Source organism: Neorhizobium sp. DAR64862/K0K3, assembly GCF_050500185.1.
Classification (GTDB): Bacteria; Pseudomonadota; Alphaproteobacteria; order Rhizobiales; family Rhizobiaceae; genus Neorhizobium; species Neorhizobium soli.
On sequence record NZ_CP191449.1, the window covers coordinates 228,576 to 253,531 of the forward strand.

Consider the following 24,956-nt stretch of genomic DNA (forward strand, 5'->3'; position numbering starts at 1 on the left):
GTGGGGCGCGCAAGGGCAAGACCCGTTTACTCAAACGGTCATGATCTATAGTCATAGGGCATGCTCACCCTGTCGCGAAAGCTTCTGCCGTCCACCTCGGCGCTTGCCGCCTTCGATTCCGTTGCCAGGCTCGGCAGCTTTTCGGCGGCCGCCGAAGAGCTGTCCTTGACGCAAGGCGCCATCAGCCGGCAGGTTTCCGGGCTTGAGGAGCAGCTGGGCATGCCGCTGTTCGAGCGCACCAGCCGCGGCGTGGTGCTGACCGAGACCGGGGCGGACTATGCCAAGTCGATCAGCGTGGCGCTCTCCCAGATCCGCTCGGCCTCGCTTGCGGCCATGAGCAAACGGCATGGCGACCAGCTGAACCTTGCGATCTTGCCGACATTCGGCACCCGCTGGCTGATGCCGCGCATTCCGCAATTCGTGGCCCGGCATCCGCAGGTGACGCTGAATTTCGCGACCCGTATCGGGGTGTTCGATTTCGACCGCGAGGGCATCGACATGGCGATCCATGTGGGCACGCCCGACTGGCCGGGCGCTGAATGCACCTATCTGATGAGCGAAATGGTGGCGCCGGTCTGCTCGCCGGAGTTTCTGGCCAGCCATCCGATCCGCGCGGGCGAAGACCTGCTCCGGCTGCCGCTTCTGCACATGGCATCCCGGCCCGGCGCCTGGAGCCACTGGTTCGCAAGCCTCGATATCGACACGGCACCCTCCCAGGCGATGCGTTTTGAACAGTTCTCAAGCGTTGCGCAGGCGGCGATTGCGGGGCTGGGCGTCGCGCTGATGCCGCTGTTCCTGATCGATTCCGAACTGGCAAGCGGCCAGCTGGTCGAAGCCTTCCCGCATGAAGTCAGAAGTCCCAGCGCCTATTACGCGGTGGCACCCATCAGCAAACGCGATTTTAGGCCGGTGGTGGCGTTTCGGGAGTGGCTGCTGGAGGAGGTGGCGCGGTATGGGCAGGAGGTGGTGGGGTGGTGAAGAGTGACGGAACGGTGCGTCTCGCCCCTTCACCATAATCCATCCATCGCTCCTTGAACCTATTCATCGTTGATGGTCGCGAACAGCAACGACCGGTGAGCAGCCACGCCCGCCAGGCTTCCATCGCCGACCGCGAGTGCAACTGAGGCCATGAGCCGCGCGGCGTCGCCGCAGGCGAAGACGCCGGGCAGGCTGGTTTCCTTCATCGCATCAGTCTTGATGGTAGCGCCAAGGGGGCCTTGCTCCATGTCGAGGCCGAGCTGCTGCGCGATTGAGGTGGAGACCTCGAAGGGAGCAAGCGCGAACAGGCCGGAGAAAGACAGGGTCCTTCCATCTACAAGCTGCACATCGGCGTGATCGGTGAGGGCCTTCACGGGGGAGCGCTCGATGACGACGCCGCGCGCTGCGAGGGATTGAAGCTGATCTCTATCCGGCTCGAATGCCTGGTTGAGAAGCAGGGTTGTCGGTCCCCAGTCGGGAAGCATCAGCGCATGGTGCATCGAGAGCGCCGAGCCGGCGATGACGCCGATCTTGCCCTGGTTGAGTTCGTAGCCGTGGCAGTAGGGGCAATGGAACACGCTTTTGCCCCAACGCTCCTTCAACCCCTCGATGTCAGGAAGAATGTCGCGTACGCCCAGAGCCAGGATCAGCCGGCGCGAACGGTAACGGGTGTCTCTCACCAAAACGGTGACATGAGCCGCTCCGGAGCCTTTCTCACCGTTGTGCTGAACGGTCTCTGCACGACCCGAGACCCAATCCACCGTTGGGTACTCCATGACCTGTGACCGGGCCTCGGCTGCAATTTCAGCGGGATCGACATGGTCCTGGGTGAGGAAGCCATGCGAGTGGGATGCGAACCGATTGCGCCTGAGGCCTTCGTCGATCATCAGGACCTTTCGACGCGCGCGGCCGAGTTGAAGCGCTGCCGACAGCCCGGCGTAGCTGCCTCCGATGATGATGACGTCGTAGATCGTGTCGCTCATGACTTTCTCCTTTATCTCGCAACAACATAAGTGTCGTGAAAAGTCGGGTCAAGTCTCATGGCACTTCGATTGTATCGTGAATGACGATCGTGCTAGTGTCGGTGGGGAAGCACGAGAGGGAGCAGAGGATGAGGCAGGACAGTCGGCTATCGCGCATGCTGCATGTGTTGATCCATATGGGGCGACATGACGGGGCGATGACATCCGAGACGATCGCACAGATGCTCGACGCCAACCCTGTCGTCATCCGGCGCACCATGGCGGGACTGCGCGACGAAGGGTATGTCAGCTCCGTAAAAGGGCATGGTGGCGGCTGGACGCTGGCGCGTCCTCTCGAGGAACTGACGCTTCTCGATATCTACCGGGCGGTCGGAGAACCGTCCATCTTTGCGGTTGGACCCGCTTACGACATGCCGGGATGTCCGATCGAACAGGCGGTCAACGGAACTTTGACGGACGTCTTCAACGAAGCTGAGGACCTGCTGCGCAAGAGGTTTGCCGGGGTAACGCTTGCCGATATTGCCAACGGGTTTCAAGGCTCAGGCGAACAGGACGGCGGTCAACGATGCACGCCATGACCGCAGGCGACACCCCAGCCATGTCTTCGGCCGCGGATTGACCCCTCTGTAGACCAAGCCCTCTGCTTCACGCTGGGTGTGCCCCAAGCCCATGCTGTGGTGCCGGATTTTCGCTCTGGCCGCCCAGGGTGTGAGTTTGCAACCATCCGGCAGGACTCGACTCCTCATCCGTTTTCTGCTTTTCTGATTAAACGATTAATCAGAGCGCCTCGATGGCTCCCATCCGCCCCGGTTCGAACATGACTGCGATAGCGAGCGCCCTTGGCGTGTCGGCGGCCACCGTGTCGAATGCGTTGTCGGGCAAGGGGCGGGTTTCGCCGGAGCTTGGGGCGAAGATACGGGCGAAGGCCGAGGAGCTTGGGTATGTGCCGAGCGTGACGGCGCGGGCGCTTCGCACGGGGCGCAGCCGCGTCATCGGGCTGGTGCTTCCCGATATTGCCAATCCGCTTTTCCCGCAGATTGCCCAAGCGATCGAGAATGCTGCAGCCGATGCCGGTTACGGCGTTTTGATCGCCGACAGCCGTGGCGACAGTTCGATGCAGACGCTTGCGATCCAGCGGCTGGTCGAGCGCCAGGTCGACGGGATCGTCATCGTGCCGCGGCTCGGTACCCGCATTGCCGACCTCGGTTGCCCGGTCGCCGTCATCGACAGCCCGTCGACTCCTGGCAACACGGTCTCTTCCGATCACTGGCAGGGTGGCCAGGTGGTGGCCGATCATCTGGTCGGGCTCGGGCACAGGAATTTCGTGCTGATCGGCGCCAATCCGCTTTCGAACGTTCAGAACGACCGCATCGGCGGCATGAAATCGCGCCTGCCGAAGGGTTCCCGCTTTGAGACGATCTGGATCGAGAAGCTTGAGGCGCTGGCGGGAGCCGGCTGTTCGCTCGGTTTGAAGCAGAAGGTCGATCTCGGTTTTACCGCCTTTGCCGCCACAAGCGATCTGCATGCGCTGCGTGCGCTGACCGAACTGCAGCAGGCGGGCATCCGTATTCCGCAGCAGGCAAGCGTCACCGGTTTCGACGATCTCGTCTGGTCGTCGGTGGTTTCGCCGGGCCTTACCACCGTGCGCCAGGATATGGCGGTGATCGCAGAGATTGCCGTCGGCGCGCTGGTCGGTGTGATCGGTGACGATGCGGCCGAGCCTGATGCCGCGACCATAACGGTCGGCGTCACTGCCGTTGCAAAGACCGATCGCGTGCCGATGACACTCGTTGCCCGCCAGACCACCGCATCCGTTTCCAGCCCCCAATTTTCACCCGCATCCCCAGCCTTGGAAGGGAATGACCCATGAAGACCCTGATTACCGCATCCGCCGCAGTTTTGCTTGCCACGACAGGCCTTGCCCAGGCCCAGGAAAAGACGCTGACCATTTCCGTCTATGCGCTGGCGCAGGACGAGTACAAGCAGATCGTCTATGATCCCTTCCAGGCGATCTGCGGCTGCAAGCTGGTGGTCGAGACCGGCAACAGCGTCGAGCGGGTGGCCAAGATGGAGGCCAACAAGGCCAATCCGGTCATCGACATGGCCGTCGTCTCCATGGCCGATGCGCTGTCTGCGTCCCGCAAGGATCTGACCGACACGATCGATACGGCCAAGCTCAAGAGCTTCAACGCGCTGTACGACATCGCCAAGGATCCCAACCAGGACGGCAAGAGCGTCGGCTACACGTTCTACGCCAACTCGATCGTCTACCGGTCCGACAATATGAAGATCGAAAGCTGGGCGGATCTGTTCAAGCCGGAATATGTCGGCCATATCGCGTTTCCGAACATCACTACCAATGGCGCGGCACCAACGCTCTATATGCTCGGCCAGGCGCTGGGGAAGGATACGCCTGACCTTGCAGCCCCGATCGCGACGATCGGCGAGAACAAGGACGAGATCGTCACCTTCTACGAGAAGTCCTCGCAGCTGGTGCAGCTGATGAAGCAGGAAGAGATCTGGGCAGCGCCCGCCGGTCGTTTCGCCTGGGCGCCGTTTACCAAGCTCGGCCTGCCGATGGCATGGGCGACGCCTAAGGAAGGCCAGGCCGGCGGCATGAATGTCATGGTCGTCACCAAGGGTTCCAAGAACCGCGACCTGGCGCTGCAGTTCATGGATTTCTGGCTGTCGACCGAGATCCAGACCAAGCTTGCGGAAAAGCTGGTGGACAGCCCTGCCAATAGCAAGGTGAAGGTATCCGACGAGATCGCTGGCAACCTTACCTTCGGCAAGGCAACCGCCGAAAGCCTCAAGTTCATCCCCTCGGCTGTCGCTCTCGATAACCGCGCCGGCTGGATCAAGACCTGGAACGACAAGGTCGGGCAGTAAGCTTCAGCAAACCGTGCGTCTTGCGGCGCCGCAATCCTTTCGGCCCGGGTTCCGGGCTGAAAGGGCGCGGCCTGCGAAGCGCGCGGGAATGATGACGTGACACAGTTCGACGATACTACCGGAGACCACGCATGTTTCAAAACCGGGCCGAGGCGTTTGCACTTGCGCTGCCTGCCGCAATTTTTGCGGCGGCGGTGTTTATTGTGCCCGTGCTGATCCTGCTGTCTGACGGGTTCAGAAGCCTTGATGGTGGCTGGACGCTTGCGGCTTACGGCGAGTTCTTCGCCTCGCCGCTCAATCAGGCGGTGTTTTTGCGCACGCTGAAGCTTGGCGCGCTAGTGACGGTGGTTTCGGCGGTGATCGGCTATGCGGCGGCGTTTTCCATTGTCAGCCTGTCGCCCGCCGCCAAGGGGCGGATGACCGGGCTGGTCGTTTTGCCGCTGATGATCTCGCCGGTGGCGCGCACCTATGCCTGGATCGTCATTCTCGGCCGGACCGGCATCGTCAACCAGGCCTTCCAGGCGCTGGGGCTGAGCGAGGCGCCGCTGCGCATCCTGTTTTCCGAAACGGCGATCTTTATCGGCCTGCTGCAGCTGTTCCTGCCGCTGATGATCATCTCGCTGATCTCGGCGCTCGAGAATATGCCGAAGGATGCGGTTCCGGCAGCACGGGTGCTCGGCGCCAACTGGTTCCAGGTGTTCTGGAAGGTGATCCTGCCGCTCACCAAGGAGGGGTTGGTCATCGGCGGTACGCTGGTCTTCACCGGTTGCCTCACAGCCTATATCACCCCGGCGATCCTTGGCGGCTCCAAGGTGCTGATGCTGGAAACGCTGATGTACCAGCAGGTTGCCGTCAGCAATAATTTTGTCGCCGCAAGCGTCATCGCCTGCATCCTGATCGTCATGAGCTTTGCCGCCAACCTTCTCCTGAAGCGGGTGGCAACGGCGCGCAACACGCAGAGGAGAGCTGCCCGATGACCGCTCGCAGCCTGTTCGTCCCCGCCACGCTGTTTCTGCTGGCGACCTTCCTGATCGGGCCGTTTCTGATCATCGTCGCGGCGTCGTTTTCGGCCGGCGAGACGCTAGCCTTTCCGCCGCAGGGCTTTTCGCTGCAATGGATCCTCAAGGTCTTCACCGTCGAAAGTTTCCGCGCCTCGTTCGCGATGTCGATGTTTCTGGCCATCGGCGGCACGGCGGCAGCGCTGGTGCTCGGCATTCCCGCATCCTACGCACTGTCGCGCTACCGGCTGCCGGGGGCAGAAATCATCCGCACCATCGTTTCGGCGCCGATCATCGTACCGGGCATCATCGTCGGCCTTTCGCTGCTGCGCTACGTGGTCGTGCCGTTCGGCGTCGGCATCACGCTTGCGCTGTTTCTCGCCCATACCGCGCTGATCCTGCCCTATGCGGTGCGCGTCGTTTCGGCGAGCCTCGACAACCTGCGCTCGGATATCGAGGAGGCGGCGGTGCTGCTCGGTTCGTCCCGGCTCGGTGCCTTCTTCCGGGTGGTCATGCCCAACATCAAGGGCGGCATTCTATCGGCCTTCATCCTCGGCTTCGTCACCTCGTTCAACCAGGTGCCCGTATCGCTGTTCCTGTCCGGTCCCGGTGTGCGCACGCTGCCGATCGACATGATGGCCTATATGGAAATCGTCTTCGATCCGTCGGTTGCGGCGCTCTCGTCGCTGCTCGCCTTCCTGTCCATCGGCATCGTTTTTGCTGCTGAACGCTTTCTCGGATTTTCCCGCTATGTCTGATCAATCCTATCTCTCGCTTGAAAAGCTGACGCTTGCCTATGGCGACAGCGTCGCCGTTGCCGATCTCGACCTGTCGGTCCGGCGCGGCGAACTCATCGCGCTGCTCGGACCCTCCGGCTGCGGCAAGACGACGACCATGCGGGCAATCGCCGGGCTGTTGCCGGTGAAATCCGGCAAGGTCATCCTCGATGGCGAGGACATGACGCGCACGGCGCCGAACAAGCGTGCCGTGGGGCTGGTGTTCCAGTCCTACGCACTGTTCCCGCATCTCTCCGTCTACGAAAACGTTGCCTTCGGGTTGCGGCTGAAGGGCATGAAGGGCGCCGGACTGGATGCCAAGGTGCAGTCCGGCATCGCTTCCGTCGGGCTGGCAAAATTTGCCGACCGCAAGCCGGCCGAGCTTTCCGGCGGCCAGCAGCAGCGCGTGGCCCTTGCCCGCTCGATGGTGATGGAGCCGAAGGTTCTGCTGCTCGACGAGCCGCTGTCCAACCTCGATGCCCGGCTTCGGCTGGAAATGCGCACCGAATTGCAGCGCGTGCAGCGGGAGACCGGCGTGACGATGATCTTCGTCACCCACGACCAGGCGGAAGCCCTGTCGCTTGCCGACCGGATCGTCGTCATGAAGAACGGCGCGATCGAGCAGATCGGCACGCCGGAAGATATCTACAACCGGCCGACCTCCTCCTTCGTGGCGGATTTCGTCGGTTTCGAGAACATCTTTGCGCTGGAAGGCGGCGGGCTGAAGACGGACAACGGCAGCGTTCCGCTCTCGGTCGCACCCGGCCTGGAGGCGCCTAAGGCTGCCGGTCTTGCCTGGCGTCCGCGCATGGTGACGCTTGGAACCGGACCGTTTCGCGGAACGGTGCGCGGCACATCGTTTGCGGGCCATTCCCGCGAATATTTGCTGGACAGCGCGCTCGGTCCGATCAAGGCTGAGGTGGATGCTTCCGAACCGGTGCATGTGTCCGGCTCGGACCTGTCCTTCGACCTGCCGGTACACAAGGCCGCGCAACTTTCGCGCATTGCCTGAGGAGATATAGCCATGGGCATCTGGATCGACACAGACATGGGGTTCGACGACATCGCCGCGATCATGGTCGCGGCGCATGCCGGTCTCGGCGTGGACGGGGTTTCGCTTGTGTTCGGCAATGCACCGATTGAACGTGTTCGCAGCAATGCGGCCGGTGCCTGTGCGGCGTTCGTGTGGCCGTTCCCGGTTCACGCGGGCCGCGCCTTTCCAGTGATGGGCAGGCTTGAGACGGCGCAGGACGTGCTGGGCGATGAAGGCATGCCGAGCGCCGGTCTGCACCTGCCGTACATGCCCGACACATTTCACGACGATGCTTTCGAGGCGCTGTGCCGGTGGCTGGAAACGAGCGACGGCGACGCGCGCCGGATCCTGGCCCTTGGGCCGCTCACCAATATCGCAGCCGTTGCGCTGGCACGGCCGGATCTTGCCGCCAAGATCACCGATCTCACCTGGATGGGCGGCAGCCTGACGGCCGGAAATCAGACAGCATCTGCCGAATTCAACGCCTATGCCGATCCGGAAGCGGTTGCGATCGTGCTTGCGCATCAGATCCCGCTCAGGATGGTCGATCTCGATATCTGCCGCAGGGTTTTGTGCTTTCCGGATGACGTGGCGCCGATCCGCGCTGCCGGCGGACGCAATGCGACGCTGGTGGCCGATCTTCTAGCCGGCTTCGTCGAGATCGCCACCAGCCGCGGCCGGCCGGCGATGGCGCTTTACGATGCGGTTGCCGCTTTCGCCTTCGCCTATCCGGATCACGTCACCTGGCGCGAGGCGCGCATCGACATGGAAACCGCCGGTACCGTGACGCGTGGGCGGACCGTGGTGGAGACCCGGGCGGCCAAGGTTAGCGGTTTCAACGGATCCTATGCGGCCGAGATAGACGTCGAAAAGGCGCGCGATACGATCCTTGAAACCCTCAAGGCGGAGGCAACGTGGTGATGAGCGGCGAGATGAAGACCATCGTGACTGACATCTACGGGTTTACCGATGCGGGCTTGCGCGACCGGGCAGTGATCGCTGCCCGCGGTGATGCGCCTTTCGACATCCTGATCACCGGCGGCACCCTGGTCGACATGGTGACGGGCGAACTCCGCGCGGCCGATATCGGCATTGTCGGGCCGCTGATCGCCAGCGTCCACGCGCCTGCTAGCCGCAGCGATGCCGACCGGGTGATCGATGCCGGCGGTGCCTTTGTGTCGCCGGGGCTGATCGATACGCATATGCATATCGAAAGCTCGATGGTGACGCCGGCCACCTACGCACAAACCGTGCTGCCGCGCGGCGTCACAACCGTCGTGTGGGATCCGCACGAATTCGGCAACGTCAACGGTGTCGATGGCGTGCGCTGGGCGGTCGAGGCAGTGAAGTGCCTGCCGCTGCGGTGCCTGGTTCTTGCGCCGTCCTGCGTACCGTCTGCACCGGGGCTCGAAATGGCGGGCGCCAGTTTCGAAGCTGATGCGATCGAGGAAATGCTTTACTGGCCGAAGATCGCCGGTCTGGCCGAAGTGATGAACATGCGCGGCGTGATCGATCGCGACCCGCGCATGAGCGAGATCGTCCAAGTGGCGCTGGCTGCGGAAAAGCTGGTCTGCGGCCATGCCCGCGGCCTTGCCGATGCGGATCTCAATGCCTTCATGGCATCCGGCATCACCTCCGACCACGAGCTTGTTTCGGGCGCAGACCTGATCGCCAAGCTGCGCGCCGGACTGACGGTGGAGCTGCGCGGCAGCCATGACCATCTTCTGCCGGAGTTCGTCGCAGCGCTTGGCGAACTCGGCCGTCTGCCGCAGACGCTGACGCTTTGCACCGACGACGTGTTTCCCGACGATCTCGTCGATGGCGGCGGGCTGGACGATGTGGTGCGCAGGCTGGTGCGCTACGGCATGAAGCCGGAATGGGCGCTTCAGGCCGCAACGCTGAACGCGGCCCAGCGCATCGGACGCGCCGATCTCGGCCTGATTGCCGCCGGGCGCCGTGCCGATATCGCTATCTTCGAGGATCTTACGGATTTCCGCGCCCGGCATGTGTTCGCCAGCGGTACGGAAGTTGGCTGCCGCGGAGCGATTTCGGTCGAGATCAAACCGACCGATCCGGCCCCGCTGACGGCTTCGGTCAAGCTCAAGCCTTTGCAGGCAGACGATTTCCGGGTTCGGTCGGAGGGCACGAAGGTGCGCCTTGCCACGATCGACCGGCCACGGTTTACCCGCTGGGGAAGCGCGGATGCCGATGTCGTCGATGGTTTCGTGGTGCCGCCTGAGGGTGCGACGCTGATTGCCGTGACCCACCGCCATGGCCGGGCCGACTGCCGCACCCGCGTCGGTTTTCTCACCGGCTGGGGCACATGGCGCGGCGCTTTTGCCACCACGCTTGCGCATGACAGCCATAACCTGACCGTGTTCGGCGCCGATCCAGTCGATATGGCCGTTGCCGCCAATGCGGTGATTTCTGCCGGCGGCGGCATGGCGGTGGCGATCAACGGCAAGGTGGACGTGCTGCTGCCGTTGCCGCTTTCGGGCCTCGTCTCGGAAGCGCCGATGGAAGAGGTAGCAGACGGCTTTCGGGCCATCCGCGCGGCGATGGACGGCATCGTCGACTGGACGCCGCCCTATCTTGTGTTCAAGGCCTGCTTTGGCGCGACGCTTGCCTGCAATCCCGGTCCGCACCAGACCGACAGGGGCATCGCCGATGTCGCAACAGGCAAGGTGCTGGAAAGCCCCGTTCTCGAAATTCTCGGATAAGGGGCGTTCATGCAGCCGCACGACTTCTGGCAGGAGATGCATCCGGCGGGCACGTTTTCATGCGAGGCGCCGTTTTCTGGGTTCTTTCCCGTCAGCCTCGATGACGGGCGGCAGCTGCGACTGCCGATCCGCCCGCTTTCCGACGGCAAACACGCGCTCGCCTCGCTGATCATCAACCAGGCGAGTTTCGAGGTGCAGGATGCGCTGGCGGCGGATCTCGCAAAGAAACTCGAACCCTACCGCCCCGAGGTGATCGTCGGCCTGCCGACGCTTGGCCTGACGCTCGCCTCAGCCGTCGCCCGCGCGCTGGGATTGCCGCGCTACGTTCCTCTCGGGACCTCCAGGAAATTTTGGTACGACGAGACGATGTCTGTGCCGCTGTCGTCGATCACCACACCCGACCAGGTGAAACGCCTCTATGTCGATCCGCGCATGCTGCCGCTGATCAAGGGAAAGCGCGTGGTGCTGGTGGACGACGTGATCTCCTCCGGCACCTCCATCGTCGCCGGTCTGACGCTGCTGGCGTCGCAGGGCATCGAGCCCGTCGCGATCGGGGCGGCGATGCTGCAATCGGTGCGCTGGCATGACAGGCTCGACGGGTATGGCGCCGAGTGGCGGGAGAAGGTCGTGGGAGTGTTCGGGACGCCGATGCTGGTGACGGCGGGTGAGGGGTTGTGGGGTTTGTGACGTCAGTCCAAAAAGCGTTCTCTCACGCGAAGGACTTCGCGCGGCTGGGTTCCTGTGACGAGCAAAGTGATGAGGGAGCTTGTCACAGGAATCCAGTGCCATCGCGTCCGCAATGCGGGGAGCTCTTGATCGGGCCGTTATTTCGACAGGTGCGTCTGAGCGCATTTCCAACTTGCGAAACACGGCCGGCGGGATAGGATCGCGATCACCCACCGCTTCTGACAATCACGATATCGGGAATGAAATCATGCAATTGGTGTTCGACGGCCATAACGATGTGCTTTTGCGGCTCTGGCGGAACATGAAGGCTGGTGGGGATCCGGTGGCGGAGTTTGCAGGGGGGACGGCGGGGGGGCATATTGATGCGCCGCGCGCGAAAAAGGGCGGTCTCGTCGGTGGACTTTGTGCCATCTACATTCCCTCGGGCGATTTGGTTCTGTCGGATCCGGATGCGGACGGACATTATGCGACGCCGCTGGCAGCGCCGCTCGATTATGCGCCGTCGCTGGATATCGCGCTGGAAATGGCCTCCATCGCGCTGCGGCTCGACCGGGCCGGGGCTTGGCGGTTGTGCCGGTCGGTTGCGCAGATCCGCAAGGCGATCGAGGACGGCGTCTTTGCCGCCGTGATGCATATGGAGGGCTGCGAGGCGATCGATGCGGATCTTGTCAATCTCGACGTGTTCCATGCGGCGGGCCTGCGGTCGCTCGGTCCCGTCTGGAGCCGCCACAACATCTTTGGCCATGGCGTGCCCTTCGCGTTTCCGATGACGACCGATACGGGGCCGGGGCTGACCGATGCGGGCTTCCGGCTGGTTAAGGAATGCAACCGGCTCGGGATCGCGATCGACCTTTCGCATATCACCGAGAAGGGGTTTTGGGATGTGGCGAAGACCAGCGACCAGCCGCTGATCGCCAGCCATTCCAACGCGCATGCGCTGACGCCGGTCGCCCGCAACCTGACGGACAGGCAGATGGACGCGATCAAGGAAAGCGGAGGTCTGGCCGGGCTGAACTATGCGGTGACCATGCTGCGGCCCGACGGGCGCGACGATGCGGCGACCCCGCTTTCCGACATGGTGCGCCACATCAACTACATGGTCGAGCGGATGGGGATCGACTGCGTGGCGCTTGGATCGGACTTCGACGGCGCCACGATACCGCAGCAGATCAGCGATGCTGCAGGCAATCAAAATCTGGTTGCGGCCCTCAAAACTGAGGGATACGCTGACGAGGATCTCGCAAAGCTTTGCCGTGAAAACTGGTTGAGGGTTCTGGGCAAGGCTTGGCAGGAATAGGCTCGGAAGACGGGCTTCGAACGGGTTAGAAACAGGCTTCCGCAACGTACGGAACAGGGGAAATCATATGCTTCATCTTCGCTCCCACACTCTTCGAATGCTGTCGGCGACCGCCGCGCTGTCGCTGCTTTCGTTTGCCGCACCCTATGGTCTTTCCGGAGAGGCGATGGCCGCAACGCCGGCCGATACGCTGGTCGAAGGCTTTGCGATCGACGACATTATCAGCATCGATCCGGGCGAAGCTTTCGAGCTTTCGGCGGCTGAAGTGACCGCCAACAGCTATAGCAAGCTCGTGACGCTCGATCCGTCCGACACGTCGAAGGTGATCGGCGATCTCGCCGACAGCTGGACGGTGTCCGACGATGGCATGACCTATACGTTCAAGCTGAAGCCCAACCTCAAATTTGCGTCCGGCAACCCGATCACCGCAGAAGACGTCGCCTTCTCGTTCGAGCGCGCCGTGAAGCTCGACAAGTCGCCGGCGTTCCTTCTGACCCAGTTCGGCCTGAAGGCTGACAACGTCACCGAAAAGGCGAAGGCATCCGGCGCCGACACGTTTACCTTTGTCGTCGACAAGGCCTATGCGCCGAGCTTCGTGCTCAACGTGCTGACCGCAACAGTGACCGCGGTGGTCGACAAGAAGGTGGTGATGGAGCATGCGAAATCCGTCACCCCGACGGCCGAATACAAATTCGACACCGATTTTGGCAATGAGTGGATGAAGACCGGCTATGCGGGGTCCGGCCCGTTCAAGGTGGTCGCATGGCGCGCCAACGAAGCCGTCGTGATGGAAGCCAATCCCAATTATTACGGCGAGAAGCCGAAGCTGAAGCGGGTGATCTACCGCCACATGAAGGAAAGCTCCGGCCAGCGCCTTGCGCTTGAGAATGGCGACATCGATGTCGCCCGCAATCTCGAGCCGAACGACATGGACTCCGTGTCGAAGAAGGAGGGCATCGCGCTCACCTCAGCGCCGAAGGGCACCGTCTACTATTTCAGCCTCAACCAGAAGAACAAGAACCTCGCCAAGCCGGAAGTGGTCGAGGCGATGAAGTATCTCGTCGACTATGATGCGATCGGCGCGACGCTGATCAAGGGTATCGGCGAAATTCACCAGACCTTCCTGCCGAAGGGCCAGCTCGGCGCGCTCTCCGACAACCCCTACAAGCTGGATGTGGCGAAGGCGAAGGAACTGCTGGCCAAGGCGGGTCTGGCTGACGGCTTTACCGTGACCATGGACGTGCGCAACACGCAGCCGGTGACCGGCATTGCCGAAAGCGTGCAGCAGACGCTGGCGCAGGCCAATATAAAGCTGGAAATCATTCCGGGCGACGGCAAGCAGACGCTGACCAAGTACCGCGCCCGCACCCACGACATCTATATCGGCCAGTGGGGTTCGGACTATTTCGACCCGAACTCGAATGCCGAGACGTTTACCGTCAACCCTGACAATGCCGATACGGGCACGACGAAGACGCTCGCCTGGCGCAATGCCTGGGACGTGCCGAAGGAACTGTCTGACGCCAGCAAGGGCGCGCTTCTCGAAAAGGATGCCGCCAAGCGCGCGGCCACCTACGAGGACCTGCAGAGAAAGGTTCTGGCCACCAGCCCGTTCGTGATCGTCTTCCAGCAGACGGAAGTGGCCGGCTATTCATCCAAGGTGAAGAATTACAAGCTCGGCCCGAGCTTCGACACCAACTTCGTTGCTCCGGTCTCGAAGGAATAGCCGATAGGGGACGATTTCCTTGACGCTTCCTGATGTAACGACTGTGACACGGCGCAACAGGCGCCGTGCTCCCTCCATTGTCAAAGGTACGCTGCGGTTTCTGATCACCGCGGCGACCACTTTCCTTGGCCTGTTGGCCGTTACTTTTTTCATCGGCCGCGTGGTGCCGATCGATCCGGCGCTGGCGATCGTCGGTGACCGGGCGCCAGCCCATGTGGTGGAACGGGTGCGCGAGGAACTGGGCCTCAACCTGCCGCTCTATCATCAGTTCTGGATCTACATAAAACAGGCGCTGACCGGTGATTTCGGCACCTCGGTGCTGACGACGAACCCTGTCATGACCGATATTGCCCGGGTGTTTCCGGCAACGATCGAGCTTGCCACGATCGGCACGCTGATCGGCGCCGTCATCGGCGTGCCGCTCGGCGTACTGGCGGCCGTCAAGCGGGGCTCGATCGCCGACCAGATCGTGCGTATCATCGGCCTGATCGGCTATTCGGTACCGATCTTCTGGCTGGGACTGCTGTCGCTTGTCGTGTTCTATGCGAAGCTCCGCTGGGTCGCCTATCCCGGCCGTATCGACATCGCCTACGAATACACGTTCACGTCCGTGACCGGCTTCTTCCTCGTCGATGCCATCTGGCAGGGGGAGTGGGAGGTGGTGTGGGACCTGTTCCGTCACATCATCCTGCCCGGATGCCTGCTCGGCTATTTCTCGCTCGCCTATATCAGCCGCATGACGCGCTCGTTCATGCTGACCGAGCTTGCGCAGGAATACGTGGTTGCGGCGCGTGCCAAGGGCCTGTCGGAAACGCGGATCATCTGGTTCCACGCGCTGCGTAATGCGGCCGTGCCGTTGATCACCGTCATCGCGCTTTCCTATGCGGGGTTGCTTGAAGGCTCGGTTTTGACCGAAACCATCTTCTCCTGGCCGGGGCTTGGCCTCTACATCACCAACTCGCTGCAAAATGCCGACATGAACGCGGTGCTCGGGGGCACACTTGTGATCGGCATGGTGTTCGTCGCCATCAACCTGTTTTCCGATCTTCTCTATCGGACGCTCGACCCGAGGACGCGCCGATGAGTGTCGTTGAACCGTTGAAACCCTATAGCCGGGCGTGGCTTTTGTCCGACCGGCCGACCTCCCGGCATCAGGCCCGTGTTGGCCGTGCCTATGTGGTCTGGCGCCAGTTTTCCGAAAACCGGCTGGCACTGCTTGGCCTGTTCATCATTCTGGGCCTGATTTTCATCGCCATCTTCGCCAACGTTCTTGCGCCGCATAACCCGGTGCAGGGCGACCTGCGCAATTCGCGGCTGCTGCCGCCGGGTTCGGCCGGCTTCCTGCTCGGCACCGACGACCAGGGCCGCGATATCCTTTCGCGGCTGCTCTACGGATCGCGGCTGACGCTGTTCGTGGTGGTGCTGGTCGCGGTCATCGCCGCGCCGGTCGGGCTGATCGTCGGCACTGTCTCCGGTTACGCCGGTGGCTGGGTGGATGCGGTCCTGATGCGGATCACCGACATCTTTCTCGCCTTTCCGAAGCTCGTTCTGGCGCTGGCGCTGGTCGCGGCATTGGGACCCGGCATCGAGAACGCGGTGCTTGCCATCGCCGTCACGTCCTGGCCGCCCTATGCGCGTATCGCCCGCGCCGAAACGATGACGTTCCGCAACTCGGAATTCATTTCGGCCGTGAAGCTGATGGGTGCGTCGCCATTCCGCATTGTTCTGCGCCATGTCATGCCGCTCTGCATGTCGTCGCTGATCGTGCGTGTCACGCTCGATATGGCAGGCATCATCCTGACCGCCGCCGGCCTCGGCTTCCTGGGTCTCGGTGCACAGCCGCCGCTGCCTGAATGGGGTGCGATGATCGCATCCGGTCGTCGCTTCATTCTCGACCAGTGGTGGGTAGCCGCCATGCCCGGTATCGCCATCCTGATCGTCAGCCTCGGCTTCAACCTGCTCGGCGACGGATTGCGCGATGCGCTGGATCCGAAGGAGGCCGGACAATGACGGAGAAAGGCCAATGATGATGGGCAATCCTTCCGTCAACATGACTGGTACCACCGAAGCGCCGCTACTTGCGGTCGACGACCTGCGCGTGACGTTTCCGACCCGCACCGGCGAGGTGAGCGCCGTGCGCGGCGTCTCGTTCACGCTCGGCAAGGAACGTCTCGGCATTGTCGGTGAATCCGGTTCCGGCAAATCGCAGACCGGTCGCGCCATCATGGGGCTGACGGCGGGGCATGCGAAGATCACCGCAAACAAGCTGGAATTCAGAGGCCGCGATTTGCTGTCGATGCCGAAATCGGAGCGGCGGCACATTCGCGGCAAGCAGATCGCGATGATTCTGCAGGACCCGAAATATTCCCTCAATCCGGTCATGACCATCGGTCGGCAGATCGTCGAAACGCTGAAGACCCATGAAAAGGTCTCGGGATCGCAGGCCAAGGACCGCGTGATTGCGATGCTGGAAGCGGTGCAGATCCGCGATCCGGGCCGTGTCTACGATCTCTATCCGCACGAGGTTTCCGGCGGCATGGGGCAGCGGGTGATGATCGCGATGATGCTGATCTGCGGGCCGGAGCTTCTGATCGCTGACGAACCGACGTCCGCGCTCGACGTGACCGTGCAGCTCGACGTTCTCGACATTCTCGACAAGCTGGTGTCCGAGCGCGGCATGGGGCTGATCTTCGTGTCTCACGATCTGCGTCTGGTCTCCTCCTTCTGCGACCGGGTGCTGGTGATGTATGCCGGACGGGTGGTGGAGGAACTGGCGTCTGCCGATCTTTCCAAGGCGAGCCATCCCTATACGCTGGGGCTTCTCAATTGCCTTCCGACGATAGGCTCAAACCGGCATCCGCTGCCGGTGCTCGACCGCAAGCCGGAGTGGTCGCTATGAGTGCCATCATCTCCATCCGAGACATGCTCGTCACCTATGACGACTTTGCCGCACTCGATCATGTCAGCATTGATGTGGAAGAGGGCGAAAGTTTCGGGATCGTCGGTGAATCGGGCTCGGGGAAATCGACGCTGTTGCGCGCCGTTTCCGGGCTGGCAGGGTTCGACAGTGGCTCGCTGACGGTCGCGGGAAAGACCTATTCGGGGCAGGCGAGGACCAAGGAATTCTACCGCATTGTCCAGATGGTGTTCCAGGATCCCTACGGATCGCTGCATCCGCGCCAGACGGTGGACCGGCTGCTGCTGGAGCCGCTGGCGATCCACGGTTTTAGCGACGTCGATGTGCGGATTGCCCGCGCGCTGGATGAGGTCGGGCTGGGAGCGGGTTTCCGCTTCCGGTATTCGCACCAGCTTTCCGGCGGCCAGCGGCAGCGCATCGCGATTGCCCGGGCACTCATCCTCGAACCGAAGATCCTGCTGCTGGACGAGCCGACTTCGGCGCTCGATGCGTCGATCCAGGCGGAAATCCTCAATTTGCTGGAGCAGGCAAAGCGCGACCGCGGTTTGACCTTTGTGATGGTCAGCCATGATCTCGGTGTGATCAGCCATATGTGCGGCCGTCTTGCGGTGATGAAGAGCGGCAAGGTGGTGGAAACCGTGCCGGCGCAGGCGCTTGAAAACCGCGAGTTCTCGGCGGATTACACCCGACAGCTGCTGGTGGCGAGCGAAGGCTTCAGCCGCGGCTAATCCTTGTGGCGGGCGGCAGAAGACTATTGTGCACCTGCGAAATGCCCGTAAGATCGCGGTCAAGAGATCAATAAGCAGGGGAACAATGCCATGAAGACGGTTGCTGGTTGGGGTGTGTTTTCGCGCCGGAGCGTGATTGCGGCGTCTGTTGCGCTTGGCCTTGCCGCCTCGATGGGAAGCGGGGCGTTTGCCGCGGCAAAGACGTCGGTCACGATCGGCATGACGATCGAACCCATCGGTCTCGATCCGACGATTGCCGCCCCTGTGGCGATCGGCCAGGTGAGCTGGCAGAATATCTTTGAGGGCCTGACGACGGTCGACAGCGCCGGCAAGGTGCAGCCGCAGCTTGCGGAAAGCTGGGAGATCTCCCCGGACGGAAAGACCTATACGTTCAAGCTGCGCCAAGGCGTGACCTTCCACAATGGCGTCGCCTTCGACTCGTCCGTTGCGAAATTCACGATCGACCGGGCTCGCGGCGCCGACAGCGTCAATCCGCAGAAGCGCTATTTCGCCTCGATCGAGACGGTGGAGACGCCCGATGCCGCAACGCTGGTACTGAAGCTGAAGCAGCCGGCGGGCAGCCTGCTCTACTGGCTCGGCTGGCCGGCCTCGGTGATGGTGGAGCCGAAATCTGCCGCCGATAACAAGACCACGCCGGTCGGTACTGGTCCGTTCAAGTTCGTGTCCTGGCAGAAGGGTTCGAAGGTCGATCTGGCGAAGAATGCGGAATACTGGAACAAGTCCGTTTCGTTGAAGCTCGAAACGGCGGTCTTCCGGTTCATCGCCGATCCGCAGGCGCAGGCAGCGGCGCTAAAGGCCGGCGATGTCGACGCCTTCCCGGAATTCGGCGCGCCGGAACTGGTCTCCTCCTTCGAAGGCGACAGGAAGCTTACGACCGTGATCGGCAATACCGAGCTGAAGGTCGTGGCGGGCATGAACAATTCGCGCAAGCCATTCGACGACAAGAAGGTTCGCCAAGCGCTGATGATGGCGGTGGATCGTGCGACCGTTGTCGAAGGTGCATGGTCGGGTTACGGCACGCCGATCGGCAGCCACTACACGCCGAACGACCGCGGCTTCAAGGACTTAACCGGCGTCTACCCCTACGACGCCGAAAAGGCGAAGGCGCTTTTGAGCGAGGCCGGATATCCGAACGGCTTCTCCTTCACCATGAAGGCGCCGCAGATGGCTTATGCGCAGCGCTCGTCGCAGATCCTGCAGGCGATGTTTGCCGAAATCGGCGTCACGATGAATATCGAAACGAGCGAGTTTCCCGCAAAATGGGTATCGGACGTGCTGAAAGCCGGCGACTACGACATGACCATCGTTGCCCATGCGGAGCCGATGGACATCGATATCTACGCCCGCGACCCCTATTACTTCCACTACAAGAACCCCGCCTTCAACGAGATCCTCGCCAAGGTCGAAGCGACGGCCGATCCTGCGGAACAGGACAAGCTCTACGGCGAGGCGCAGACGATCCTGGCAGAGGACGTCCCGGCCTTGTTCCTGTTCGTGATGCCGAAGCTCGGGATCTGGGACGCGAAGCTGAAAGGACTGTGGGAGAACGAGCCGATCCCTTCGAACGTGCTGTCCGAGGTGTATTGGCAAGAATGACGATGCGTCTCGCCGTAATCTGCGCCGGTGACGTTTCCGACAACGGGAGAGGCGTCAAGCAGTGCGATGAGCGGGCCTTGCGAAAGATGGGGCTCATTCGCGGATGACTGAAATCCCCCTCTGGCCTGCCCGCCATCTCCCCCACAAGGGGGGAGAAGGTATGCGGCACCCGATTGCCTCGATCGTGGCCCGGCGGTTCGGCTGGGTTAAGCCCTCCCCCTTGTGGGGAGGGTGGGGAGGGGCGACTGGCGTAGGCATGGTGGATGTTGGAGGGTGCGGCCCATGATTTCCATCCTTATCCGCCGCATCCTGTCGCTCATCGTCACGCTTCTCGTCGTGTCGCTGCTGATCTTCGTCGTCATGGATCTCTTGCCGGGTGATCCCGCGGCGATTGTGCTGGGGACGTCAGCAAGCCCGGAAACGCTGGCGGCGCTCAGAACCCAGATGGGGCTCGATCAGCCCTTGCCGGTGCGGTATCTTGCCTGGCTCTGGGGTGTCTTTCAGGGCGATCTCGGGCAGTCCTATACCTACGGCGTGCCTGTGGCGGGGCTGATTGCGGAGCGGCTGACGGTGACGCTGCCGTTGGCGTTGATGGCGGTTCTGCTCTCGGTCGGGATCGCGGTTCCGCTCGGGGTGCAGGCGGCGAAGAAGCATAACGGCATGTTCGACGCGGTTGTCGGCGCGGTGTCCTATGTCAGTATCGCGGTGCCCGCCTTCTGGGTGGGGCTGCTGTCGATCATCCTGTTTTCGACGCTGCTCGGCTGGATGCCGGCGGGTGGATTTCCGGGCTGGGACGCGGGGCTGCTGGCCGGGTTGCAGGCGTTGCTGCTGCCAGCGATCGCGCTGGCGCTGCCGCAGGCGGGCGTGTTGACACGCGTCGCGCGGGCCGCGGTGCTGGACGTGATGAACGAGGATTATGTGCGCACCGCCCGCGCCAAGGGGCTGGGCGAGGGGGCGGCACTCTGGCGCCATGCGGTGCCGAATGCGCTTGTGCCTGTGGTGACGATGATCGGCATGCAGTTCACCTTTCTGATCGCCGGTGCAGTGCTGGTCGAAAACGTCTTCAACCTGCCGGGTCTGGGAAGGCTTGCCTACCAGTCGCTGGCGCAGCGTGACATCGTGGTCATGCAGGACGTCGTCCTGTTTTTCTCAGCCCTTGTCATCGTCGTCAATTTCCTCGTCGACCTTCTTTACCTGGTGATCGATCCGCGGCTGAGGGTGGGGGTGAGATGAGGCAACTTCTGCGCCGTCCCGTTCTTCTTGCCGGGCTTGTCGTGACGCTGTTCCTGTTTCTGGTGGCGTTGCTTTCGCTGGTCTGGACGCCTTATCCGCCGTCGAAGATGAACATCGTCCACAAGCTGAAGCCGCCATTCGAATTCGGCCTGCTCGGGACCGACCAGTTCGGACGCGATGTGGCTTCCGCGCTGATGGTCGGCGCCTGGAATTCGCTGTCGACGGCGCTGCTTGCGGTGGCGATCGGTGCCACGATCGGCACGGCGGTCGGCACCGTGGTGGCGATGCGGCGCGGCTGGGTCGAACAGATCGTGATGCGCGGCTGCGACATCATCTTCGCGGTTCCGCCGATCCTGTCGGCGATGATGCTCGGCGCCTTTATCGGATCCGGCCGGTTCACGGCGGTCATCGCTATTGCCACGTTCATGGTGCCCGTCTTCGCACGCCTCACGCTGGCCGCGGCCCGGCAGATCTGGACGCGCGACTATGTGGCGGCGGCTATCGGCATGGGGCGTTCGAAGCTGAAGATCACGTTCGTCCACATCCTGCCCAATATTTCGAACCAGATCATCGTGCAGGTGATGATCCAGCTCGGTCTCGCGATCCTGACGGAGGCGGGGCTTTCCTATCTCGGGCTCGGCATGCCGCCGCCGAACCCGACCTGGGGGCGGATGCTTGCGGATTCGCAGACGTTCCTTGGGCAGGCGCCTTGGCTCGCCTTGATGCCGGGGCTGGCGATCGCGATCGCGGTGCTGGGCCTCAACATGCTCGGCGATGGTCTGCGCGACCTTCTCGATCCGCGCTCGACACCCTGATTTTAAACGACGACCTGAGTGAAAGACTTTTCATGAACGCCCTTTTGAAACTGACGATCCGGGACATTCTTTCTCTTTATGCGCAGAAGAAGCTTTCGCCGCTCGAATACTGGGAGGTGGTCGAGGCACGGGTTGCGGCGTTCGAACACCAAGTTCAGGCGCTCTACCTCTACGATCCGGAAAGCGCACGGCAACAGGCGAAAGCCTCCACCGAGCGCTGGGCGAAGGGCGAGACGCTGGGGATGCTCGACGGCATTCCGGTGACGATCAAGGAACTGATCGCCACGAAAGGGCATCCGGTGCCGCTCGGAACCGCCGCGACGGAGCTGACGGCAGCGGCCAGCGATGCGCCGGCCGCTGCACGGCTGCGCGAGGACGGCGCGGTAATCTTCGCAAAGACCACATGTCCCGATTACGGCATGCTGTCGTCAGGGCTTTCCAGCTTTCACCCCTTAAGCCGCAATCCCTGGGACCTGACGCAGAACCCGGGCGGATCCAGTGCCGGCGCGGCGTCGGCTGCGGCTTCGAGCTTCGGACCCCTGCATATCGGCACCGATATCGGCGGTTCGATCCGGCTGCCGGCCGGCTGGACGGGGCTTTTCGGCTTCAAGCCCAGCCAGGGCCGCATTCCGGTCGATCCGTTCTTTGTCGGGCGCTGTGCCGGGCCGATGACGCGGACGGTGGACGACAGTGCGATCGCCATGGCGACCCTGTCGCGCCCCGACTGGCGCGACGCGACATCGCTGCCGCCCAACGCCTTCGACTGGGTGGATCTCGACATCGACGTCAAGGGGATGAAGATCGGGCTTATGCTGGATGCGGGCATCGGGATCTCTCTCGACGACGAGGTCCGCGCGGCGGTGACGGCTGCGGCAAAGCGGTTCGAGGCGGCGGGGGCCGAGATCGTGGAGGTTGCGCCCGTCATGACGCGGACGATGCTGGACGGGCTCGACAGTTTCTGGCGGGCGCGGTTCTGGGGCGATATCGAGACGATGCCGGACGAGCGCAAGGCGCAGATCCTGCCCTACATCTTCGAATGGGCAAAGGGCGGGGCTTCGGTTTCCGGCGTCGAGGCGGTGCGCGGTTTCAACCAGACGAACGAGATGCGCAAGGCCTGTGCGAGACTCTTCTCCGGCGTCTATGCGGTTTTGTCGCCGACCAACCCGATCGTCTCCTATCCGGCCGACTGGGCATCGCCGACCAACGATCCTCTGAAACCGTTCGAGCATATCGGCTACACGGTGCCGTGGAACATGTCGGAGCAGCCGGCCGCCTCGATCAACTGCGGTTTCTCCCGCAGCGGAATGCCAATCGGGCTGCAGATCGTCGGACCCCGGTTCGCAGACGTGCTCGTTCTGAAGCTGTCGCATGCGTTTGAGCAGTGGACCGGCGGCGTGACCAACTGGCCAGAGCCGAGACTTACGCCCTGATCTGCGCATCGAGTGACGGTCCGAGCGCAAAAATCGGCGATGGAACCTTCACGGTTTCGCCGCGTTTCATTTTGGCAGACGAATGCGTGCACTTTGCGTCTGGTGGAGTATGATGTGCGAGAGGCATCCTTTCGAACACGGCCGGGCCTGATATCCCGATCTTCGCCTAGCCTCACAGTTTGCATGTCGTTTGAACCTTTCCGCAAAGCCCGCGCCTTCCGCGCGGCGCCAAGATCCGTAGAAACAGGAGATCTCCATGGCCGCAGCTACTTCCACGAATGCCGAAATTGCCCGCGCTCGCACCGCCGCCGGTGCTGCTACGACGTCTGACATCGAAGCGCAGCTGCAGCAGCTCCGCGAAGATATCTCGTCGCTTGCCAAGACCGTCGGCGCCGTCGGCAGCAGCACGGCGAGTGAAGTGAAGGGCAAGGCCCGTCGCGCCGCATCCGATGCGACCGATGCGTCCATGCAGATGGTTGAAGCTGCCCGCGAGCAGGCGATCTCGTTCGAGCGCGACCTGGAAGCGAAGATCCGCAAGGCACCGATCCAGTCGATCGCGATCGCAGCCGGCGTTGGCTTCGTCTTCGCTCTTCTGTCGCGTCGCTAAAGATGATGGGCCTTGGTCCCCTTATCGCTTCGTTTGCCGCGATGGATATCGCGGCATTTACGGAGCGGCTGAAGCGCAACATCATGCTGTATGGGCTCGCTGCACTTTTCGTGCTGACGGCCTATGTGCTGGGCGTTGCGGCACTTGCCGTTCATCTGTCGCAGTTCTGGGGCCTTCCCATAGCGCTTCTGGTGGTTGCAGGCGGCGCGCTGCTGCTGGCCGTGATTTTCTACCTTTCGGTGACGCTCACGGCGAGAGCGGAAGTCAAGCGCAAGAAGCAGGCAGTGGCCGCCAATAGCGGCAAGACGCTGGCTTTGACGGCAGCACTCACAGCGGTTCCGCTTCTTCTGAAGTCGAAGCCCCTGATGTTTGCATCGATCGCGGGGGGCCTCGGCTTCCTCGCCCTGAGCGGTGGCAGGACGCGTCGTCGCTTTACAAATCCTGGAGAGTAACACCAGCCGTTACTCGTCTTTCGATCATCGAGCTGCCGGACAAATTCCGGCAGCTTTTTTTGTGTCTTGTCGGATTGTCATCAGGCTCTGGTCGACGCTCGCGCGGAGCGAATGGATCTGTGCTATGCAAAATACTGCAAACACAGGGGAGGGCAGTTGTCTGGTGCTACGCGAAACACACAAAAACGCCGCCCGTGAAGGCGGCGTCTATGAGTTTACATGTACTTCGCTGAACGTTCAGCCGCCGAAGGCGCGGGACGTGATGGCTGCGTCACCGGCATCCGGGCCGTAATCGACCTCGCCGGATACGCCAAGGAGTTCCTGTAGGCGTGTACGGGCGCGCGAGACGCGGCTCTTGATCGTGCCGACAGCGCAACCGCAGATCTCTGCAGCTTCCTCATAGGCAAAGCCTGCGGCGCCGACGAGAACAATCGCTTCGCGCTGATCGTCCGGAAGCTTGTCGAGCGCTGCACGAAAATCCTGCAGGTCGAGGCGACCATACTGTTCGGGGTGCACGGAAAAGCGTTCGGAGAACAGGCCGTCGCTGTCTTGCACTTCGCGGCCACGCTTGCGCATCTGGCTGTAGAATTCGTTGCGCAGGATCGTGAACAGCCAGGCCCGCATGTTGGTGCCGGCCGTAAAGCTCTTCTGGTTCGCCCACGCCTTCATGATCGTGTCCTGGACAAGGTCATCGGCCTTGTCGTGACGACCGGTCAGCGAGACGGCAAAAGCGCGTAGGTTCGGCAGCGATGCCAAAAGGTCGCGCTTAAAAATGCGATCGTCGTTGTCTTCTTCCTTGCTCATTTCGCATCCACCGACTTGGCGTTGCGCTCGGCATGGTCGAGCCGTTCGAGCAGATCGAGGAAGCGATCGGGGATACCCTCCTCCTGGACTGCGTCATAAAATTCACGCAGTTTGCGAGAGATCGAGGCGTTGGGAGACACTGACCCAGGCCTTGCTTCTTGAGATTGGCTTGTTGTCATGTCATCTTTTTTTGTGTTGTCGTCACTCATCACTCAAATGGCCTGTTCGATATCGTCACCTCACAATTCGCGGATCGAAAAAAAGTT

Annotated in this window: 25 protein-coding genes; 22 read left to right on the forward strand and 3 right to left on the reverse strand. The window is 62.3% G+C overall.

Annotation, left to right across the window (positions count from 1 at the left end):
- The first annotated feature begins 60 nt into the window (after positions 1–60).
- On the forward strand, positions 61–978 hold the full coding sequence (locus tag ACQY1L_RS01165) for a LysR family transcriptional regulator (RefSeq protein WP_430242228.1): 918 nt from the start codon (positions 61–63) through the stop codon (positions 976–978).
- A 59-nt stretch (positions 979–1,037) separates the two neighbouring features.
- Here ACQY1L_RS01165 and ACQY1L_RS01170 read toward each other — a convergent pair whose 3' ends face one another.
- The gene (locus tag ACQY1L_RS01170) at positions 1,038–1,961 is read right to left on the reverse strand and encodes an NAD(P)/FAD-dependent oxidoreductase (RefSeq protein ID WP_430242230.1); all 924 of its coding nucleotides are present in this window, start codon (positions 1,959–1,961) and stop codon (positions 1,038–1,040) included.
- A 128-nt stretch (positions 1,962–2,089) separates the two neighbouring features.
- On the opposite strand from ACQY1L_RS01170, the gene ACQY1L_RS01175 reads away from it, so the two are divergent.
- The 21 genes from ACQY1L_RS01175 (at position 2,090) to ACQY1L_RS01275 (ending at position 23,886) form a co-directional block, all read left to right on the forward strand.
- Positions 2,090–2,539, forward strand: a complete 450-nt coding sequence (locus tag ACQY1L_RS01175) for an Rrf2 family transcriptional regulator (protein WP_430242232.1) — start codon at positions 2,090–2,092, stop codon at positions 2,537–2,539.
- A gap of 212 nt (positions 2,540–2,751) precedes the next feature.
- The gene (locus ACQY1L_RS01180; protein ID WP_430242234.1) at positions 2,752–3,831 is read left to right on the forward strand and encodes a LacI family DNA-binding transcriptional regulator; all 1,080 of its coding nucleotides are present in this window, start codon (positions 2,752–2,754) and stop codon (positions 3,829–3,831) included.
- Positions 3,828–4,850: an ABC transporter substrate-binding protein gene (locus tag ACQY1L_RS01185; RefSeq protein ID WP_430242236.1), complete on the forward strand. Its 1,023-nt coding sequence runs from the start codon at positions 3,828–3,830 to the stop codon at positions 4,848–4,850. Before ACQY1L_RS01180 ends, ACQY1L_RS01185 begins: the two co-directional genes overlap by 4 nt.
- Before the next feature lie 131 nt (positions 4,851–4,981).
- Positions 4,982–5,827, forward strand: a complete 846-nt coding sequence (locus tag ACQY1L_RS01190; RefSeq protein WP_430242238.1) for an ABC transporter permease — start codon at positions 4,982–4,984, stop codon at positions 5,825–5,827.
- Entirely contained in the window at positions 5,824–6,606 is a 783-nt protein-coding gene (locus tag ACQY1L_RS01195; RefSeq protein ID WP_092659627.1) for an ABC transporter permease, read from the forward strand. Before ACQY1L_RS01190 ends, ACQY1L_RS01195 begins: the two co-directional genes overlap by 4 nt.
- Entirely contained in the window at positions 6,599–7,636 is a 1,038-nt protein-coding gene (locus tag ACQY1L_RS01200; RefSeq protein ID WP_092659629.1) for an ABC transporter ATP-binding protein, read from the forward strand. The genes ACQY1L_RS01195 and ACQY1L_RS01200 overlap by 8 nt, the downstream gene beginning before the upstream one ends.
- A 12-nt stretch (positions 7,637–7,648) precedes the next feature.
- Positions 7,649–8,578, forward strand: a complete 930-nt coding sequence (locus tag ACQY1L_RS01205; protein WP_430242241.1) for a nucleoside hydrolase — start codon at positions 7,649–7,651, stop codon at positions 8,576–8,578.
- Positions 8,578–10,377, forward strand: coding sequence for an adenine deaminase (locus tag ACQY1L_RS01210; protein WP_430242243.1), 1,800 nt, complete (start codon positions 8,578–8,580; stop codon positions 10,375–10,377). The genes ACQY1L_RS01205 and ACQY1L_RS01210 overlap by 1 nt, the downstream gene beginning before the upstream one ends.
- A gap of 9 nt (positions 10,378–10,386) precedes the next feature.
- Complete coding sequence (locus tag ACQY1L_RS01215; protein WP_430242245.1) at positions 10,387–11,064, forward strand: phosphoribosyltransferase; 678 nt, start codon at positions 10,387–10,389, stop codon at positions 11,062–11,064.
- Positions 11,065–11,311: 247 nt separating this feature from the next.
- On the forward strand, positions 11,312–12,361 hold the full coding sequence (locus ACQY1L_RS01220; RefSeq protein ID WP_430242247.1) for a dipeptidase: 1,050 nt from the start codon (positions 11,312–11,314) through the stop codon (positions 12,359–12,361).
- Positions 12,362–12,428: 67 nt separating this feature from the next.
- Positions 12,429–14,087, forward strand: coding sequence for an ABC transporter substrate-binding protein (locus tag ACQY1L_RS01225; protein WP_192077704.1), 1,659 nt, complete (start codon positions 12,429–12,431; stop codon positions 14,085–14,087).
- Positions 14,088–14,130: 43 nt separating this feature from the next.
- Positions 14,131–15,171: an ABC transporter permease gene (locus ACQY1L_RS01230; protein ID WP_430244030.1), complete on the forward strand. Its 1,041-nt coding sequence runs from the start codon at positions 14,131–14,133 to the stop codon at positions 15,169–15,171.
- On the forward strand, positions 15,168–16,097 hold the full coding sequence (locus tag ACQY1L_RS01235; RefSeq protein ID WP_062582012.1) for an ABC transporter permease: 930 nt from the start codon (positions 15,168–15,170) through the stop codon (positions 16,095–16,097). Before ACQY1L_RS01230 ends, ACQY1L_RS01235 begins: the two co-directional genes overlap by 4 nt.
- A 40-nt stretch (positions 16,098–16,137) precedes the next feature.
- The gene (locus ACQY1L_RS01240; protein WP_209903545.1) at positions 16,138–16,986 is read left to right on the forward strand and encodes an ABC transporter ATP-binding protein; all 849 of its coding nucleotides are present in this window, start codon (positions 16,138–16,140) and stop codon (positions 16,984–16,986) included.
- Positions 16,983–17,732, forward strand: coding sequence for an ABC transporter ATP-binding protein (locus tag ACQY1L_RS01245; protein ID WP_430242250.1), 750 nt, complete (start codon positions 16,983–16,985; stop codon positions 17,730–17,732). The genes ACQY1L_RS01240 and ACQY1L_RS01245 overlap by 4 nt, the downstream gene beginning before the upstream one ends.
- A gap of 90 nt (positions 17,733–17,822) precedes the next feature.
- Positions 17,823–19,349, forward strand: coding sequence for an ABC transporter substrate-binding protein (locus tag ACQY1L_RS01250; RefSeq protein WP_430242252.1), 1,527 nt, complete (start codon positions 17,823–17,825; stop codon positions 19,347–19,349).
- 282 nt (positions 19,350–19,631) lie between these two features.
- Complete coding sequence (locus ACQY1L_RS01255) at positions 19,632–20,582, forward strand: ABC transporter permease (protein ID WP_430242254.1); 951 nt, start codon at positions 19,632–19,634, stop codon at positions 20,580–20,582.
- Complete coding sequence (locus ACQY1L_RS01260; RefSeq protein WP_430242256.1) at positions 20,579–21,397, forward strand: ABC transporter permease; 819 nt, start codon at positions 20,579–20,581, stop codon at positions 21,395–21,397. Before ACQY1L_RS01255 ends, ACQY1L_RS01260 begins: the two co-directional genes overlap by 4 nt.
- A gap of 32 nt (positions 21,398–21,429) precedes the next feature.
- Entirely contained in the window at positions 21,430–22,827 is a 1,398-nt protein-coding gene (locus ACQY1L_RS01265) for an amidase (RefSeq protein WP_430242258.1), read from the forward strand.
- A 256-nt stretch (positions 22,828–23,083) separates the two neighbouring features.
- Positions 23,084–23,434: a DUF883 family protein gene (locus tag ACQY1L_RS01270; RefSeq protein ID WP_062461311.1), complete on the forward strand. Its 351-nt coding sequence runs from the start codon at positions 23,084–23,086 to the stop codon at positions 23,432–23,434.
- A gap of 2 nt (positions 23,435–23,436) precedes the next feature.
- Positions 23,437–23,886: a hypothetical protein gene (locus ACQY1L_RS01275; protein ID WP_062461309.1), complete on the forward strand. Its 450-nt coding sequence runs from the start codon at positions 23,437–23,439 to the stop codon at positions 23,884–23,886.
- Between the two features lie 237 nt (positions 23,887–24,123).
- Here the strand turns inward: ACQY1L_RS01275 and ACQY1L_RS01280 are convergent, their stop codons facing one another.
- Both ACQY1L_RS01280 and ACQY1L_RS01285 read right to left on the reverse strand, forming a co-directional pair.
- Positions 24,124–24,690 carry an RNA polymerase sigma factor gene (locus ACQY1L_RS01280; protein WP_062461307.1) on the reverse strand — a complete coding sequence of 189 codons (567 nt, stop codon included), beginning with the start codon at positions 24,688–24,690 and terminating at the stop codon, positions 24,124–24,126.
- Entirely contained in the window at positions 24,687–24,869 is a 183-nt protein-coding gene (locus tag ACQY1L_RS01285; RefSeq protein WP_062461941.1) for a NepR family anti-sigma factor, read from the reverse strand. Before ACQY1L_RS01285 ends, ACQY1L_RS01280 begins: the two co-directional genes overlap by 4 nt.
- Positions 24,870–24,956: the final 87 nt, after the last annotated feature.